The sequence below is a fragment of the Microcoleus anatoxicus genome, from assembly GCF_042465725.1.
Classification (GTDB): domain Bacteria; phylum Cyanobacteriota; class Cyanobacteriia; order Cyanobacteriales; family Microcoleaceae; genus Microcoleus; species Microcoleus anatoxicus.
Window position 1 is genome coordinate 5,768,029 of sequence record NZ_CP120853.1, and the last position, 13,408, is coordinate 5,781,436.

Annotated in this window: 15 protein-coding genes; 2 read left to right on the forward strand and 13 right to left on the reverse strand. The window is 43.0% G+C overall.

The window, feature by feature from the left end; translation table 11 throughout:
• The first annotated feature begins 4 nt into the window (after positions 1-4).
• Positions 5-1,336, forward strand: a complete 1,332-nt coding sequence (locus P2A85_RS25030) for a hemolysin family protein (RefSeq protein WP_377476054.1) — start codon at positions 5-7, stop codon at positions 1,334-1,336.
• 205 nt (positions 1,337-1,541) lie between these two features.
• Here the strand turns inward: P2A85_RS25030 and P2A85_RS25035 are convergent, their stop codons facing one another.
• The 5 genes from P2A85_RS25035 to P2A85_RS25055 are packed head-to-tail and all read right to left on the reverse strand — an operon-like array spanning position 1,542 to position 6,083.
• Complete coding sequence (locus P2A85_RS25035; RefSeq protein WP_377476055.1) at positions 1,542-2,870, reverse strand: hypothetical protein; 1,329 nt, start codon at positions 2,868-2,870, stop codon at positions 1,542-1,544.
• 28 nt (positions 2,871-2,898) lie between these two features.
• Positions 2,899-4,260 carry a hypothetical protein gene (locus P2A85_RS25040; protein WP_377476056.1) on the reverse strand — a complete coding sequence of 454 codons (1,362 nt, stop codon included), beginning with the start codon at positions 4,258-4,260 and terminating at the stop codon, positions 2,899-2,901.
• Between the two features lie 13 nt (positions 4,261-4,273).
• Complete coding sequence (locus P2A85_RS25045) at positions 4,274-5,506, reverse strand: SGNH/GDSL hydrolase family protein (RefSeq protein ID WP_377476057.1); 1,233 nt, start codon at positions 5,504-5,506, stop codon at positions 4,274-4,276.
• Positions 5,507-5,510: 4 nt separating this feature from the next.
• Positions 5,511-5,675, reverse strand: a complete 165-nt coding sequence (locus P2A85_RS25050; protein ID WP_190734603.1) for a DUF5989 family protein — start codon at positions 5,673-5,675, stop codon at positions 5,511-5,513.
• A complete protein-coding gene (locus P2A85_RS25055) occupies positions 5,676-6,083 on the reverse strand; it encodes an SxtJ family membrane protein (RefSeq protein WP_377476058.1) in 408 nt (135 codons plus the stop codon). It abuts the gene before it with no gap.
• Here P2A85_RS25055 and P2A85_RS25060 point away from each other — a divergent pair.
• A complete protein-coding gene (locus P2A85_RS25060; RefSeq protein ID WP_377476059.1) occupies positions 6,082-6,240 on the forward strand; it encodes a hypothetical protein in 159 nt (52 codons plus the stop codon). The two genes, P2A85_RS25055 and P2A85_RS25060, sit on opposite strands and share 2 nt — an antisense overlap.
• A 17-nt stretch (positions 6,241-6,257) precedes the next feature.
• On the opposite strand, the gene P2A85_RS25065 is transcribed toward P2A85_RS25060, so the two are convergent.
• The 8 genes from P2A85_RS25065 to P2A85_RS25100 all read right to left on the reverse strand — a co-directional run bounded on the left by P2A85_RS25065 (position 6,258) and on the right by P2A85_RS25100 (position 13,349).
• Entirely contained in the window at positions 6,258-8,234 is a 1,977-nt protein-coding gene (locus P2A85_RS25065) for a carbamoyltransferase (protein WP_377476060.1), read from the reverse strand.
• Positions 8,235-8,337: 103 nt separating this feature from the next.
• Positions 8,338-8,826, reverse strand: a complete 489-nt coding sequence (locus P2A85_RS25070; RefSeq protein ID WP_377476061.1) for a hypothetical protein — start codon at positions 8,824-8,826, stop codon at positions 8,338-8,340.
• Between the two features lie 187 nt (positions 8,827-9,013).
• On the reverse strand, positions 9,014-9,835 hold the full coding sequence (locus P2A85_RS25075) for a biotin--[acetyl-CoA-carboxylase] ligase (protein ID WP_377476062.1): 822 nt from the start codon (positions 9,833-9,835) through the stop codon (positions 9,014-9,016).
• A 49-nt stretch (positions 9,836-9,884) separates the two neighbouring features.
• Positions 9,885-10,841 carry an FTR1 family protein gene (locus P2A85_RS25080; protein WP_377476063.1) on the reverse strand — a complete coding sequence of 319 codons (957 nt, stop codon included), beginning with the start codon at positions 10,839-10,841 and terminating at the stop codon, positions 9,885-9,887.
• Between the two features lie 159 nt (positions 10,842-11,000).
• Positions 11,001-11,435 carry a bacterioferritin gene (locus tag P2A85_RS25085; protein WP_340517365.1) on the reverse strand — a complete coding sequence of 145 codons (435 nt, stop codon included), beginning with the start codon at positions 11,433-11,435 and terminating at the stop codon, positions 11,001-11,003.
• A 116-nt stretch (positions 11,436-11,551) separates the two neighbouring features.
• Positions 11,552-12,181 carry a hypothetical protein gene (locus tag P2A85_RS25090; RefSeq protein ID WP_377476064.1) on the reverse strand — a complete coding sequence of 210 codons (630 nt, stop codon included), beginning with the start codon at positions 12,179-12,181 and terminating at the stop codon, positions 11,552-11,554.
• A gap of 21 nt (positions 12,182-12,202) precedes the next feature.
• Positions 12,203-12,676, reverse strand: a complete 474-nt coding sequence (locus P2A85_RS25095) for a hypothetical protein (protein ID WP_377476065.1) — start codon at positions 12,674-12,676, stop codon at positions 12,203-12,205.
• A gap of 37 nt (positions 12,677-12,713) precedes the next feature.
• Positions 12,714-13,349, reverse strand: a complete 636-nt coding sequence (locus P2A85_RS25100; protein ID WP_377476067.1) for a hypothetical protein — start codon at positions 13,347-13,349, stop codon at positions 12,714-12,716.
• Positions 13,350-13,408: the final 59 nt, after the last annotated feature.

Here is a 13,408-nt window from a genome sequence, read left to right on the forward strand (position 1 = left end):
AGAAATGTCCCCAAGTACCGACCTTCTGATTGTTCTGCTGCTGGTTTTCCTCAATGGCTTATTTGTGATGTCAGAGATGGCCATCATCTCAGTACGCAAGGTAAGACTGCAACAGATGGCCAACCAAGGTTCGACCAATGCCCGCGTCGCATTGGATCTAGCTAATGCCCCCAATCAGTTCTTACCGACAGTCCAAATCGGGATTACGCTGCTGGCGATTCTGTCGGGCGCTTTTGGAGAAACGACTATTGCTAAAAGAGTAGAGCCTTTGTTGCGACTGATTCCGGCTCTAGCGCCCTACTCAGGGGCGATCGCCTCAGTCATCGCAATTTTAACCATAACTTATCTGACCATAATTATTGGCGAACTCGTGCCCAAGCGACTAGCACTCAACAACCCAGAGCCGATCGCCTCCAGCGTAGCCATTCCCATGCGAATGCTCTCCAAAATAGGCGCTCCTGCGGTTTATCTGTTAAGTTATTCTACTGAATTAGTGCTGCGGCTCATGGGGATTTTGCCCTCCACAGAACCGCAAGTTACAGAAGAAGAAATTAAAGTTTTAATCGAGCAAGGAACCGAAGCCGGCACTTTTGAAGAAGCCGAACAAGATATGGTAGAAAGGGTTTTTCGTTTGGGCGATCGACGAGTCAGCGCCTTAATGACACCGCGCCCCGATCTTACCTGGCTCGATCTCGACGATTCAGTAGAAGAAAATCGCCAAAAAATGCTTGGTAGCGGTCATTCTCGGTTTCCCGTGTGCCAGGGAGGGCTCGACAACGTTGTCGGTTTAGTACACGTTACAGATATGCTGTCACGGACTTTAACTGGTCAACCCCTCGATTTAAGCGCTTCTTTACGAAGACCTTTATTTGTACCAGAAAGCACGCGGGGTTTAAAAGTATTAGAACTTTTCAAGCAATCTAGCAATCAAATAGCCTTGGTAGTAGACGAATATGGCGTGATTCAAGGATTGGTTACAGTTAACGACATTTTAGTCGAACTCGTGGGAGAATTTCCCTCTATTGAAGATGCCGACGAGCCACAAGCCGTCCAGCGGGAAGACGGTTCTTGGCTGTTAGATGGAATGCTACCAGTCGAAGATTTTTTTGAGCTGTTTGGCATCGAAGAATTGTCAGCCGAAAACAAAGGAAGTTACCACACAATGGGCGGTTTTGTGATTACAAATTTGGGCAAAATTCCCGCAGCCGCCGAACACTTTGAGTGGAACAATTTGCGTGTCGAAGTAGTAGATATGGACGGGAACCGAGTTGATAAAATCTTGGTAATGCCGATCGACAAAGCAACGAATCTAGCCCCAAGCAATCCAAAAACTTGACACACTCCCACATCAAGCCGAGTACAGCTACTTGTGCGATCGCGTAGCCGAAGTATGATGTGGGCTTCTTAACAGCCCTAGCGAGGACGTACCCGACTCCTTAGCCAAGAAGAATTCACCTCTCGTTCAGACCACTTGGTGAGGGAATAAACTAGAGAATAACATCCATCTTAGTTCCTTGTCACCCATACCCACAGACTCTGGCTCATCGCTTCTTCTTATTTTTTTCATCCTCCCGCAACACTTCTAAAATGGAACTACCCACATAATTACTAAAAACCACTTCTCCCGCTTTGTTATAATGACAGCAGCTATCCACATAAACAGCATCTTTAGTCTTGTCAAAAACCTTAACCCCATTAAATATATCAATCTTATTTTTTTCTAAATTAGGAAACTTTTTAAACAGAGCCGGATACCCAATTTCCACTGCCTTAGCATAGGGAGTATCCTGATTAAAAGCAATCTGCTTTTCGGCGGCGCTAAACACCCTTTTTGTCTGATAATACTGATTGGGCTGGAGTACATGAACATAAGGCACATTGCTAGCCGACAAAACTTTGTGCATAAAAATTGAACTCTTCGCCCAATTCCATGCCATTTCTTCAAATGCTACCGAATCTTGTGCCACAGATTTATTAGTATTAAGGTAAATAACGCTCCCATCATCTTGTTGTTTAGTGCGTTCTTTTTCAAACTTAATCACATCGGTTTTATAGTTATTTACTAAGTTTTGAATATACACTGAATAGAAAGCATCGCACGCCGCCAAACTACAATGTTGCAAACTTTCCAAAGCCTGATTAATCCTAGCTTTATTTTCTTTAATTCTGATAGTTGCTTTCATCGCTTTTGTAGAAAGGCTATTATTCGCCAAGTTAGTCAACGGCAAGATATGCTGAATGCTTGGCATCGCTAAATCGACCTTATTTTTATTGTTTAAATTAGAAAGGGCTACTTCATTGAAGCCATCTATATTTACAACCAGATCGAATTCTTGACGAAGGGCTAAGAAATAGTTTAAAATTAACAATTGTTGGGGCTGTTTATAGCCTCCGGTAGCAAAAGACAAAATTACAAATTCTCGATTTTTCAAACTAGGCAACTGCTTGATATATTCAGGCAAAATTTTATTCTGTATTTCAAATATTGAATAGTTAGAAGCAACCGAACCGCCAAAGACTCCAATAATAAATTGATTTTTGTTAGTCTTTTTTAAAGGGTAATCGTAAGGAGAAATAAACCCATAGTTATTGACTTTAAAACCGGGGCGAAAATCAGCACTCGGTTTTTGAACAAATCCGAAAAAAGGATGAAATCTTTCGACTATAGACTCATTTAATCGTACTCCTTCCAAATTAATTCCCAAGGCAGATTTATCTAACGGTTTTTGTCTGGCATAGAAAAATTGCTTGTGCTTGACAAAATACCATCCCAGGGAACCCAGTTCTAGGAAAGCCAGTAACAACAGTAAATTAATCAAAGCAATTTTGATTATTTCTGGGCTTTTCTTAAAAAAGTTTAAATCATTCATGTTTTTTTTTACAGTAATAAATATTTTTTTATTTTTTGGGGCTTTCTTTCAGTGGTGTGCTAGTGGCTGCTGCATTTCTCGATACTTTAATAATTGAACTGGAAATATAGTTAGCAAATAATTCCTGTCCTACTAAATTATAGTGACAGCAGGAATCTTTGTAAACAATTTCATTGGTATTGTCCAAGATATTCACTCCATTAAATACATTAACTCCTGCTTTTTGCAAATCATCAACTTTTGACAAAAGCAGCGGATAGCCTTTTGTTACCCCTTCCATGTAAGGACTATCTTTGCTAATGGCAAATGCTTTTTCCTTTTTTGGAAATATCCGTTTGGTTTGATAATATTGGTTGGGCTGAATAAAGTGAAAATAGGGAATTTTTCTAATTGATAAAATTTGATTCATCATTACCGAAGAGTCGTACCACATCGATACCATTTTGGTAAAAGCATCAGTATCATCTAAAACAGTATCAGATTTGGGAATATAGACAGTACCGCTATTTTTGGGGTCGGTTTTAGACTCTTTTACTTGTTTGTCGTACTTGATAATTTCTTGTTGGTAATCTTTGAGTAATAGCCTCACCTGTATTGAGATAACAGCATTACACAAAGCCAACCTACAAGTTTGTAATTGAGCAATGGTTGTTCTCAATTGTTTTTTATTTTCATTGATTTTCACTATGGCAGCCATAGCTTCCGGTGACAAGTTATCATTAGCTAAATCAGTTAATGCCTGTACGTGTTGAACGCTTGGCATTCCTAGGTCTAATTGAGATTTGTTGTTTAAATTTGACAAAGCTACTTCGTTAAAACCGTCAATATTAACTACCATGTCAAACTCTTGACCCACCGCTAGAAAGTAGTTTAAAATCAATAATTGTTGGGGCTGTTTGTAACCACCGTTGGCAAAATTTAAAAGAATAATTTCTTTGTTGGCAAATTCTGGATAAGTTTTTAACTTCCTAGATAACATTGTACTTTCATATTCATCCACGGCGAGGTTGTTGGCTACCGAACCGCCAAAAATCCCGATAATAAATTGATTTTTACTGGTTTTAGCAAAAGGATATTGTAGGGGAGTATAAAAACCGCTCTTGTTGACTTTTAAATTATATTTTTTATTACTAAAAGCACCTTGTTTCATGACATAGCCAAAAAACGGGTGCAGTCTTTCAACGGTGGATTCATCTAGCCGAATTCCGATTCTTTGAATGTCCTCTACTACTGGTTCTTTTGTTTTATTTCTGGTATAAAACAATTGATTTTGAGTGAGAAAATAAAAAGCTAGGGACAAAGATTCCAGGCAAATAAATAGGATGGCAACATTAATAGTGATTACACTAAATAGATTTTTGCCTTTGTTTATATCTTTTGAATCTTTCATCAGATTTGACATACTAGCGTTGACTGTTTGGCAGTTGAGACTGCTTCAAATTTTCGCACAAATTTCGATTAATTATGATGCTAGCCAGCCGATGTCCAAGTTGATTCCAGTGGCCTCCACAGTTGACATAATTCTCAAAACCGTGGGCGCAAACCTGATATTTGTCAGTGTATGCTTGAAACTGTTCGGCTAAACTCAGCACCCTAAAACCTTGGGTTCTACCCAAGTTGTCCAGTCGGCGATTGGGGTAAAACAAGTCCTGAATGTTGTTTTCTTTGATGAACTTTTGTCGCATGGCAACATCTGGATGAACCTGAGTTGGATCGCCGATGGTGACAACTAAGAAATCAGCTTGTTTTTGGACTACTTCATCCCGCATTGTCAAAATCAAACCCTCTGTAATTTTCCAAGCATCTTGCCAAGCAGCATCGGTTGGTTCTTTAAAATTCTGGGTGCTTAAATTTGTAAAGTCATTCGATAACTGCTGCTTTTTTCTCTCTAATTCTACCTTTTTCACAACTTGCAAAATGCGGGAGTTGTTGACTAACCAAGCGGGTAGTTTGTCGATCGCAGAAACGGCATAACGGTTGCGATCGATGGGAAGTAGAGTCCGAAAAGACATATCTGGAACTAACTTGCCACTAGCATCATACACAAAAAATGGTCGATAGCGATCGTATTCTAGTTTCGGTGAATTATTAATGACATCATTCCCAATAAAAAAAGCAAGGACTACGATATCAGGGCTGTAATCCCACACTTTTTTCCGCAACATAACTAATTCTTGAGCAGTGCCGTAACCCTGGACTCCAAAATTGATGACTTCAACTTTTTTGCGTCCTTTGACGGCTTCGCAATTGGCCAGTTTCCGTTCCAATTTTGACCAGAAAGTTTGTTCGATAGGTACGTGAATGGCTTCGGTGAAAGAATCCCCCAAAACTGCTACTCGCAAAGTATTTGGAGGTTTGGCTTTGGTGTGTTCGCGATCGCGCAAACCGTCGCTATTCACCTGCACAAAACTCGCGCCTTCGCCCTTCCACTCCCCTGACACACCGGGTTTGAGTTTCCAGCCCAAATCGCGATCGGCAGTATGGAAACCTGTTGGTGCAGAGTCTACCAAATCGCCAATTTTTGGATAGCCTTGAATCCCAGCAACTCGCAATCCCAATTCACCAATTATCACCCCCATTAATAAACCACCGAGTGTCAAACCCACGTTGACACCCAAAGTTTTTAACTTGCTCATTCTGTCAAAACAAAGTGTAAATAAAGGGAGCAATTACAGAACCCTGACTGAGGACAATCAAAGCTCCTAAAAATACTAAAGTGACAATTAAGGGCAACAGCCAATACTTTTGGCGTTCTTTCATAAACGCCCACAAGTCTTTGAGAAAGTCTAATGTTGATTCAAACACTTAAAAAGGACGCTCCATACTAACTTTGTTTCTGGCTTTACTGGGGACGCGGTAAGTATCCATTTTGGGATTTAGTTTACGTCGCATTGCATCTTCGCCTAACAGGGTTTTAATTACTCCCATTGGCCACACCATCAGGTAAAAAACTATCCCCAGAATAATCGGAGTTTCGATTTTGTTAAGGATAAGTCCAAACCGCATCCAAGCGTGATAAACGGGATTCAGGGATTTTGGCGCAACCAATCCTAGCACAACTAGCACTGCACCGATCGCCCAGGGCAACCAATGTGTAGGATGACGGCGCAATAATGGTACTACTAAACCGAATAGCAGTGCTATCAAACCGCCGATTAGCAGCCCGAAATCGCGCAAGCCTTTTTTATCGAGTTTTTTAATTTCGTCGCTCATGGGAAATAAGGAAGAAGGAAGAAGGAAGAAGGAAGAGGGAAGAGGGAAGAGGGAAGAAGGAAGAAGGAAGAAGGAAGAAGGAAGAGGGAAGAGGGAAGAGGGAAGAAAGCCCTTCGACGCTTCGACTCCGCTCAGCGCACCGATAACTAATGACTAATGACTAATGACTAATAACTAATCTAGTTCAAATTCATTTTTCCAAGCATCGTCTTGTTTCCAAGGAATTTGTTCCGATTTAGAAAGCAAGAAATTCTCCAAAACCAGATAGTCCATTTCAGTACGCATGAAACAGCGATAAGCATCCTCTGGAGTACAAACAATCGGTTCGCCACGGACATTAAAAGAAGTATTAACTAAAATGCCACATCCCGATCGCCTTTCAAAGTGACTAATTAAGTCATAGTACCGAGGATTAGTTTCCTTGTGAACAGTTTGGACACGCGCCGAGTAATCAACGTGAGTAACAGACGGAATCTCCGATCGCGGAACGTTGAGCTTGTCAATGCCAAACAGTTGTTCTTGTTCGGGTGTCATCGGAATGCGGAGACTGGTTTTGACAGGAGCCACCAATAGCATATAAGGGCTAGAATGATCCATCTCAAAATAATCAGCAACACGTTCCGCTAAGACTGACGGCGCAAAAGGTCGAAAAGATTCCCGATATTTAATTTTCAGGTTCATGACCGACTGCATTTTAGCATTGCGGGGATCGCCAACGATCGATCGACCTCCGAGAGCCCGTGGGCCAAATTCCATCCGTCCTTGGAACCATCCCACCACATTACCCTGTTGCAAAATTTCTGCCAACTGTGGCATTAATTCGGCATCATCCAATCGATGATAGCTAGCTTTGACAGCATCCAAATATTCGAGAATTTCTGTGTCAGTAAACTTTGGCCCCAAATAAGAACCGCGCATTTGGTCGCGACAAGTTAAATGAGCAATAGACTTAGTAACAGTTGCCACTGGTTGGTTGGTAGCGAGGAATTCACTCGGCTCCTCCTCTTTTGTAGTCAGGAATTCAGTCCTTTCCTCCGGGACTTCCTTTAATGCGAATCCATCACCTGCAACAGTGCGATTTTGTTCGCAATACTGATACCAAATCGCCAAAGCTGCGCCCAAAGCACCGCCAGCATCTCCTGCCGCTGGTTGAATCCAAATATCTTTGAAAATGCCTTCCCGCAAAATGCGGCCGTTAGCTACGCAGTTAAGAGCAACGCCACCAGCGAGGCAAAGATAATCGACATTCAATTCTTTTTTAACTGTTCTGCAAAGCCGCAACACAACTTCTTCAGTGACAACTTGAATGGAAGCGGCAATATCCATTTCTCGCTGAGTTAATTTCCCTTCAGCTTGGCGTGGCGGGCCTTCAAACAGTTCGTCAAACTTCTGATTTGTCATGGTTAAGCCAACTGTGTAGTTGAAATAATCCATGTTTAAACGGAAAGTTCCGTCATCTTTGAGGTCGATTAAATAGTTGAGAATTTTGTCTACATATTTGGGTTCGCCGTAGGGCGCTAAACCCATGAGTTTGTATTCACCTGAGTTGACTTTGAAGCCTGTGTAGTAGGTGAAAGCGGAATAAAGCAAACCCAAGGAGTGAGGAAAGTCGATTTCCCACTCAGGAGTTAGTTGGTTGCCATCTCCCAGCCAGACTGAGGTTGTCGCCCATTCTCCCACGCCGTCGAGACACAAAACGGCGGCTTTTTGAAACGGGCTGGGGAAAAAGGCTGAGGCGGCGTGGGATTGGTGGTGTTCGGTAAATAGTAGAGATGGTTTGAGTTTTGAGGTTTTGCAGTTTGCCATTTCTGCAAGTTCTCTTTTGAGGATGGTTTTGAGGTATAGCTTCTCTTTTAGCCAGATAGGCATGGCGGTTAAGAAAGAGCGAAAACCTTTGGGTGCGTAGGCTAAATAGGTTTCGAGTAGGCGCTCGAATTTGACTAAAGGTTTGTCGTAAAAGACTATTCGATCGACTTCCTGTAGGTCTATTTTTGCTTCTTTTAGACAATAGGCGATCGCATTCTTGGGAAATCTGGCATCATGCTTTTTGCGGGAAAATCTTTCTTCCTGCGCTGCGGCGATAATTTCTCCATCGCTAATTAAGGCTGCGGCGCTGTCGTGGTAGTACGCCGAGATTCCAAGTATGTTCATCGCTCTCCTCACAAATCGCTATGCGTTTGCATCTGAATATTTAGAATAGTCAATGATTATAGCTGCTTAAGTACAGATTTGAACTTTTTCTCAAATCCCCAATCTACAATCGCTGAATCCGTCGCCACCAAGCCCTGAAGTATGTCACCAAGGGGAATTGATAAAATTCACCTACCAACCACAGGACAATTCCTAAATGGGACAAAAATGCTAGCCCTGTCCAAGCTGCGGGCAACCACGACAGTCTGCTACCGGGAACCGGGGGAAAATAGTAAGCACAGAGCCCTAGCAAGGTAGTGGGCAGGAAAATTAGACCTAGTGCTGCTGCTAAGTAGGGCCATCCGAATTCTACGCCTTCGAGGTGGGCTCCGATCCACTGTTTGCCGTTCCAGTGCCAAGTTATCGGTGGTGCTCGATCGGCCATTTTGAGCATTTGTCTTTCTTCGTTGCCGGTGAAGATGTGTTGACAGAAGTTGCAAGCTAGGGCTTCCATCATGGGCATGGGAGAAATTTCGCCAGTGCGACAAACTGGGCAAGGGTATGTGTCTTCAGGGTGGAAAGGACGGGTGGATTTTTGGGTGAATGTTGGCATGGATTAGAGATTTTGTCAAGAGATTAACGCAGTCAGTAGTCATTAGTCAGTAGTCAGTAGTCATTAGTCAGTAGTCATTAGTCAGTAGTTAGTAGTTAGTAGTTAGTCAGTAGTCAGTAGTCAGTAGTTAGTCAGTAGTCAGTAGTCAGTAGTCAGTAGTCAGTAGTCAGTAGTTAGTAGTTAGTAGTCAATTTTTTAAGCGAACTCGCCCGGAACTAAAGGCCTGTATGCGATCGCCCTCTAAACGCAATCGCAAACGACCACCTTCGTCAATGCCGGCGGCTTGTCCGTAGATGGTTTTGTCGGAAAGTTCGATCGCCACTGGGCAACCAAAAAGTGCATCACGGTGCTGTAATTCTGGCAACAGTCTGGCTAAACCGGATTTTCCGGCTGGTTTGTCATTTTTGTGAAACATATGGGCGATTTCCAGGAGATATTGTCGCAGTCGATCGAGCAAACACAGTTCATCTGGCACTTGGCTAGCTATAGAATGCAAGCTTACTGCATTGCCGATCGCGCTGGCATCAAGTCCGCGGAGATCGAAGTCTACACACAGGTTGATGCCGATGCCGACTACGGCGCGAGTTGTGGCGGAAACATTGCTAGAAGTGGCTTCGCAGAGAATTCCGGCTAATTTGCGGCGATCGATCCAAATGTCGTTTGGCCATTTCAGGCGCAGCAGAGTGCGACAGTCAGGAACTAAATCTTCGATCGCATAAATCACGGCTAAACCGACGGCTAAACTGAGTCCCGGTAGCAGATTAATGTTGAGGTTGTCGAGTACAAAACTGGCAGTCAAAACACCCGTTGGGGCGTGCCATGTGCGCCCGTGTTGGCCTCTACCACTGGTTTGTCGTTTGGTGAATACGACATCTCCGTGGTTGAGTTGGGCTGCGCGGGCGATGGCGATCGTGTTGGTACTGGGACAGGTATCTAGCCAGTGTAGCCAGTGAGGGATGTTTGGGCGATCGGGTTCTGGGAATGGTGAAATTAAGGGCGATTCAGACAAGGTTTGATTGGTGGTATAGCAACCGCTGGTGTGAGGAAGTTAGGCGTAATTAGCTTGCTTGTTCTGTAGCAGACTTAGTATTTTTGCTGTTCAAATTTGGCTTGCTGCCTAATTTTTGGAAGTAAAGACTGCCGACGATGACTAAGAACATAGCATAACCGATTCCTTGGACTAGATAAAGTCGATCTCTGTATCCCAATAGTGCTTTGAGTACAATTCCAGGAAATTTGCGATCGGGCAAAATTGCCTCTGCATTCCACAGCATCGGACCTAAAATACAGGAGTGGAGTTGTGCAGTGCGATCGAAAAAAACACAAATCCCTGCATACTGGCTATCTGTCTGTGACAAAATGGCAGCAGAGGAGTCAAAATGTTTGAGTGCGGATACTGCTAAACCGGCGACGATTAGCAATAATAAGATTCCCATAAATTTGAAAAACTTGCCCAGTTCAATTTTGACACCCCACTGGAAAATTAGCGCGCCTATGATTGCCGCCCCAAGCAAACCGGCTAAAGCACCTAAAGCCGGAGTTAAACCTTGTTGAAATTGAGCGCTGACAAATATAACTGTTTCAAAACCTTCGCGAAGTACGGCGATAAAAATTAAGCCGAATACGCCCCAGCCAGCCTTAGCATTTTCTGTCAAAGCTGCTGTTACTGCTCCTTCCACTTCTGCTTTAAGAAAGCGGGCTTGCTGAGTCATCCAAATTAGCATCCAACTTAGCATTACTATGGCGACAATTCCCAGACAACCTTCGAGTAGTTGCTTAATTACTGGTGCGTAAGGCTGATTTGATGTTGAGAGTATGTGGAGTAACTGATTGAATAATGCACCTACAAAAGCGCTAGCAGCAATGCCGGCTGCGATACCTGTATAAACCCAAGAATTGAGGTGACTTTGCTCTGCTTTTTTTAAGCAAGCTAGGACTATTCCGACGACTAAGGCGGCTTCTACGCCTTCGCGGAGGGTGATTACAAAGGTTGGGATGGCTTCAGTAAAATTCATTTTTTGATAACTGCTAATTTGTGGTTAGTCCTTAGTCCTTTTATTATTTAACCGCGAAGGCGCGAAGGACGCGAAGGAAGAGAAAGAAGAGAAGGAGCAGGTATTCTTAAGGTGGTTCGGGAGTAACTAAGGACTAATGACTAAGGACTAATGACTAACTTAACTATAGTCCCGCAGCATTTTTTTGAGTTCTACTTGGTGCAATTCTTCTTGTCCAATCAAGGTGCGGGCATATTCTTCTAGATAAACGCTGGAGTCTGTGACGACTTCAAGTAAGGTTTTATACTTTTTGAGAGCTTTTTTTTCGTGATTTAAACTTTCTTCCAACAAGTCTTTTATCGAATGTTTGTATGTTTCTTCGATGGGAGCAATTTTCTGGCTGGGATGTCCGTCTAAACCTGTGAGAATTTCTCCGGCTTGTTGGGCGTGGAGTAGGGATTCGGTTGCTTGTGCTTGAAAAAACTGCACGATGGGAATCCGGTTTGGCCCTGTCACCATTAGTGCGTAGTGGGTGTAGCGTACTACTCCTGCTAGTTCCCATTCCATGATGGTGCATAGCAGTTCTTGGGTTTTTTTCTCGTCGAGTTCTTTCATTTGTTGTTTAAGATGTAGAATGCTTTACAGGGCGCAATTTATAATATCACATTTAAATGTGAATTTTAAATTAAGGTGCGCCATAAGTACCTTACTGGATAAATGTTTTAGGTGAGTTACGGGTTAACTTCTAAGGTTCCAGTAGGAGTGAATACCACTGTCAACTTCGCGACTGGTGCGGGGCTATTGCTACTGGTAGTTTCGGAAGCTGTGATCAGATTTGGTAGGGGAGTTTCTTGGGTGAAATCCTTGGCTGGCTGGTTGAGTGGCTCGAAATTGCCGATCGCCCCATCTTGACTGGCAGTGACTCGATAGACTAGATTTTGAGTGAATGTGGGAGTAGCTTGCCAAGTCTGATTTATGCGATCGTAGACTTTGAGGGCTAACTCATCTAGTTTAGCGCGATCGATGATTTCTGCTGTTTTCTTTGTAATATCCACCGCCGGAACTTCTGGCTTAGCTGCGGATATAGGTAAACCTGGGACAGGCAGATCTTTAGGAATACTTGCACTAGCTGGTTGAGAAGACTGATTAGCGACAGTGGTAACATTTTTTGCTGGTGTGTCAGCAGGATTTTTCCCCTCAACTGTCAAAGACTTGATGTGGGAACCGAAAAACTTTTCTTTTTGGCTAACCCGCCACATGGCGATGGGATAAGTCACAAAGAAAAGAGTCAAAACTCCAACGCCAACCCAAACTATTTTGTGCATCTCCCTGGCCGGGAGTGGCTGATTTTTCGTTTCCATTATTCAACCTCGAATTATTTATTAAGTTAACGGCAAATAGGGGAATAGAGGATGCCAACACATAGCTGTGGCAGCGATTAACAAAGCAAACATCCAGAAAAATATGGTACGGCTTTTAATGTTCTGATTCTTCCATAGAGTATGGAGAATTGACCAACTGATAAGCCAACCGACAAGTAACATAGTTTCTTTGCCCGTGTAACTGCCGATATTACCCCACAATTCGCTATCAGTCTTGCTTCCGGGAATCCAAGTACCGAGAGACCAAATAAATGCTTCTCTGACTTTAGATGTGTCTGACAAGTGGTGAGTCACCATCATGGTAAAACAACCAATTGTGGCACTAATTACTGCTGCTGCTGCGGGTCCAGAAACACTAAGCCCTGTTTCGGAGCCTTCAGCTAAACCGCTGGGAAACTGTTTAAATTTGCTCCATAATTTACCGTAAAAAGGTTGATTATTGGCATAAGTTTGGCGATTTAATTGTCTAGTCATTTGAAAATGCTCCTATCTTAGGTAAAGTAACTACTAACTACAGAGCTTGAATTTTAGCAACACCAAGTCCGCTCACCATGCCACCCATTGCAAAAAACATGATTGCCATTAAAGCTACACAGGTAGCTGTTAAAACTGGGCGATTTTTCTTGTCTAAAATTGAGTCGCCATAGTTCCACAAAATCCACGCACAAGCTACTGTTAAAGGCAGTGTAAACAATACGCTAAATTCGTGATATTCCATCAAAACGTACTGCCCTAGAGGAGAGTTTTCTTTTAGCAAAGCTCTTGCTCCGCCGAAATTTATACCTGCTCGATACCGCATATAAGCCCAGTTACCAGTAGCAATGGCCAAAAAACTCAAAATAGTTGACCAAAAGGCTAAGGTTCGCATTTGTGGCAAGATTTTACCGGCCCCTCGCAACAATGGAAATGCCAAATGTCCGGTATAAACCATCACCACTAATGCAAACATTGCACCCATGCCGTGAATTGTACCCATCCACCGCTGCCAAGGGCTCGGATGCAAGAGGTTAACTAGGGGTAAAAACAGAAATAAACCAGCGGATAAAAAGCTCAGCCCGTAGATGGAAACTTGAGCAATATCCAGTTGTCTGGGAAATTCTGATGTAGCTAAATCTGTAGTTGAGTCTTGTTTTGAGTGTTGTACCACTGCTGGGTCTCCTTGAGTTGGGATGATGCAGGAAGTTATTTGAGAATATTTGCATTAGT

Excerpts from the sequence above, each read along its gene's own strand:
- P2A85_RS25055 (WP_377476058.1), bottom strand. The coding sequence starts at position 6,083 with ATGAGCGACGAAATTAAAAAACTCGATAAAAAAGGCTTGCGCGATTTC.
- P2A85_RS25065 (WP_377476060.1), bottom strand. The coding sequence starts at position 8,234 with ATGAACATACTTGGAATCTCGGCGTACTACCACGACAGCGCCGCAGCC.
- P2A85_RS25070 (WP_377476061.1), bottom strand. The coding sequence starts at position 8,826 with ATGCCAACATTCACCCAAAAATCCACCCGTCCTTTCCACCCTGAAGAC.
- P2A85_RS25085 (WP_340517365.1), bottom strand. The coding sequence starts at position 11,435 with ATGAAAGAACTCGACGAGAAAAAAACCCAAGAACTGCTATGCACCATC.
- P2A85_RS25035 (WP_377476055.1), bottom strand. The coding sequence starts at position 2,870 with ATGAATGATTTAAACTTTTTTAAGAAAAGCCCAGAAATAATCAAAATT.
- P2A85_RS25095 (WP_377476065.1), bottom strand. The coding sequence starts at position 12,676 with ATGACTAGACAATTAAATCGCCAAACTTATGCCAATAATCAACCTTTT.
- P2A85_RS25090 (WP_377476064.1), bottom strand. The coding sequence starts at position 12,181 with ATGGAAACGAAAAATCAGCCACTCCCGGCCAGGGAGATGCACAAAATA.
- P2A85_RS25045 (WP_377476057.1), bottom strand. The coding sequence starts at position 5,506 with ATGAGCAAGTTAAAAACTTTGGGTGTCAACGTGGGTTTGACACTCGGT.
- P2A85_RS25080 (WP_377476063.1), bottom strand. The coding sequence starts at position 10,841 with ATGAATTTTACTGAAGCCATCCCAACCTTTGTAATCACCCTCCGCGAA.
- P2A85_RS25040 (WP_377476056.1), bottom strand. The coding sequence starts at position 4,260 with ATGAAAGATTCAAAAGATATAAACAAAGGCAAAAATCTATTTAGTGTA.
- P2A85_RS25060 (WP_377476059.1), top strand. The coding sequence starts at position 6,082 with ATGGGAAATAAGGAAGAAGGAAGAAGGAAGAAGGAAGAGGGAAGAGGG.
- P2A85_RS25030 (WP_377476054.1), top strand. The coding sequence starts at position 5 with ATGTCCCCAAGTACCGACCTTCTGATTGTTCTGCTGCTGGTTTTCCTC.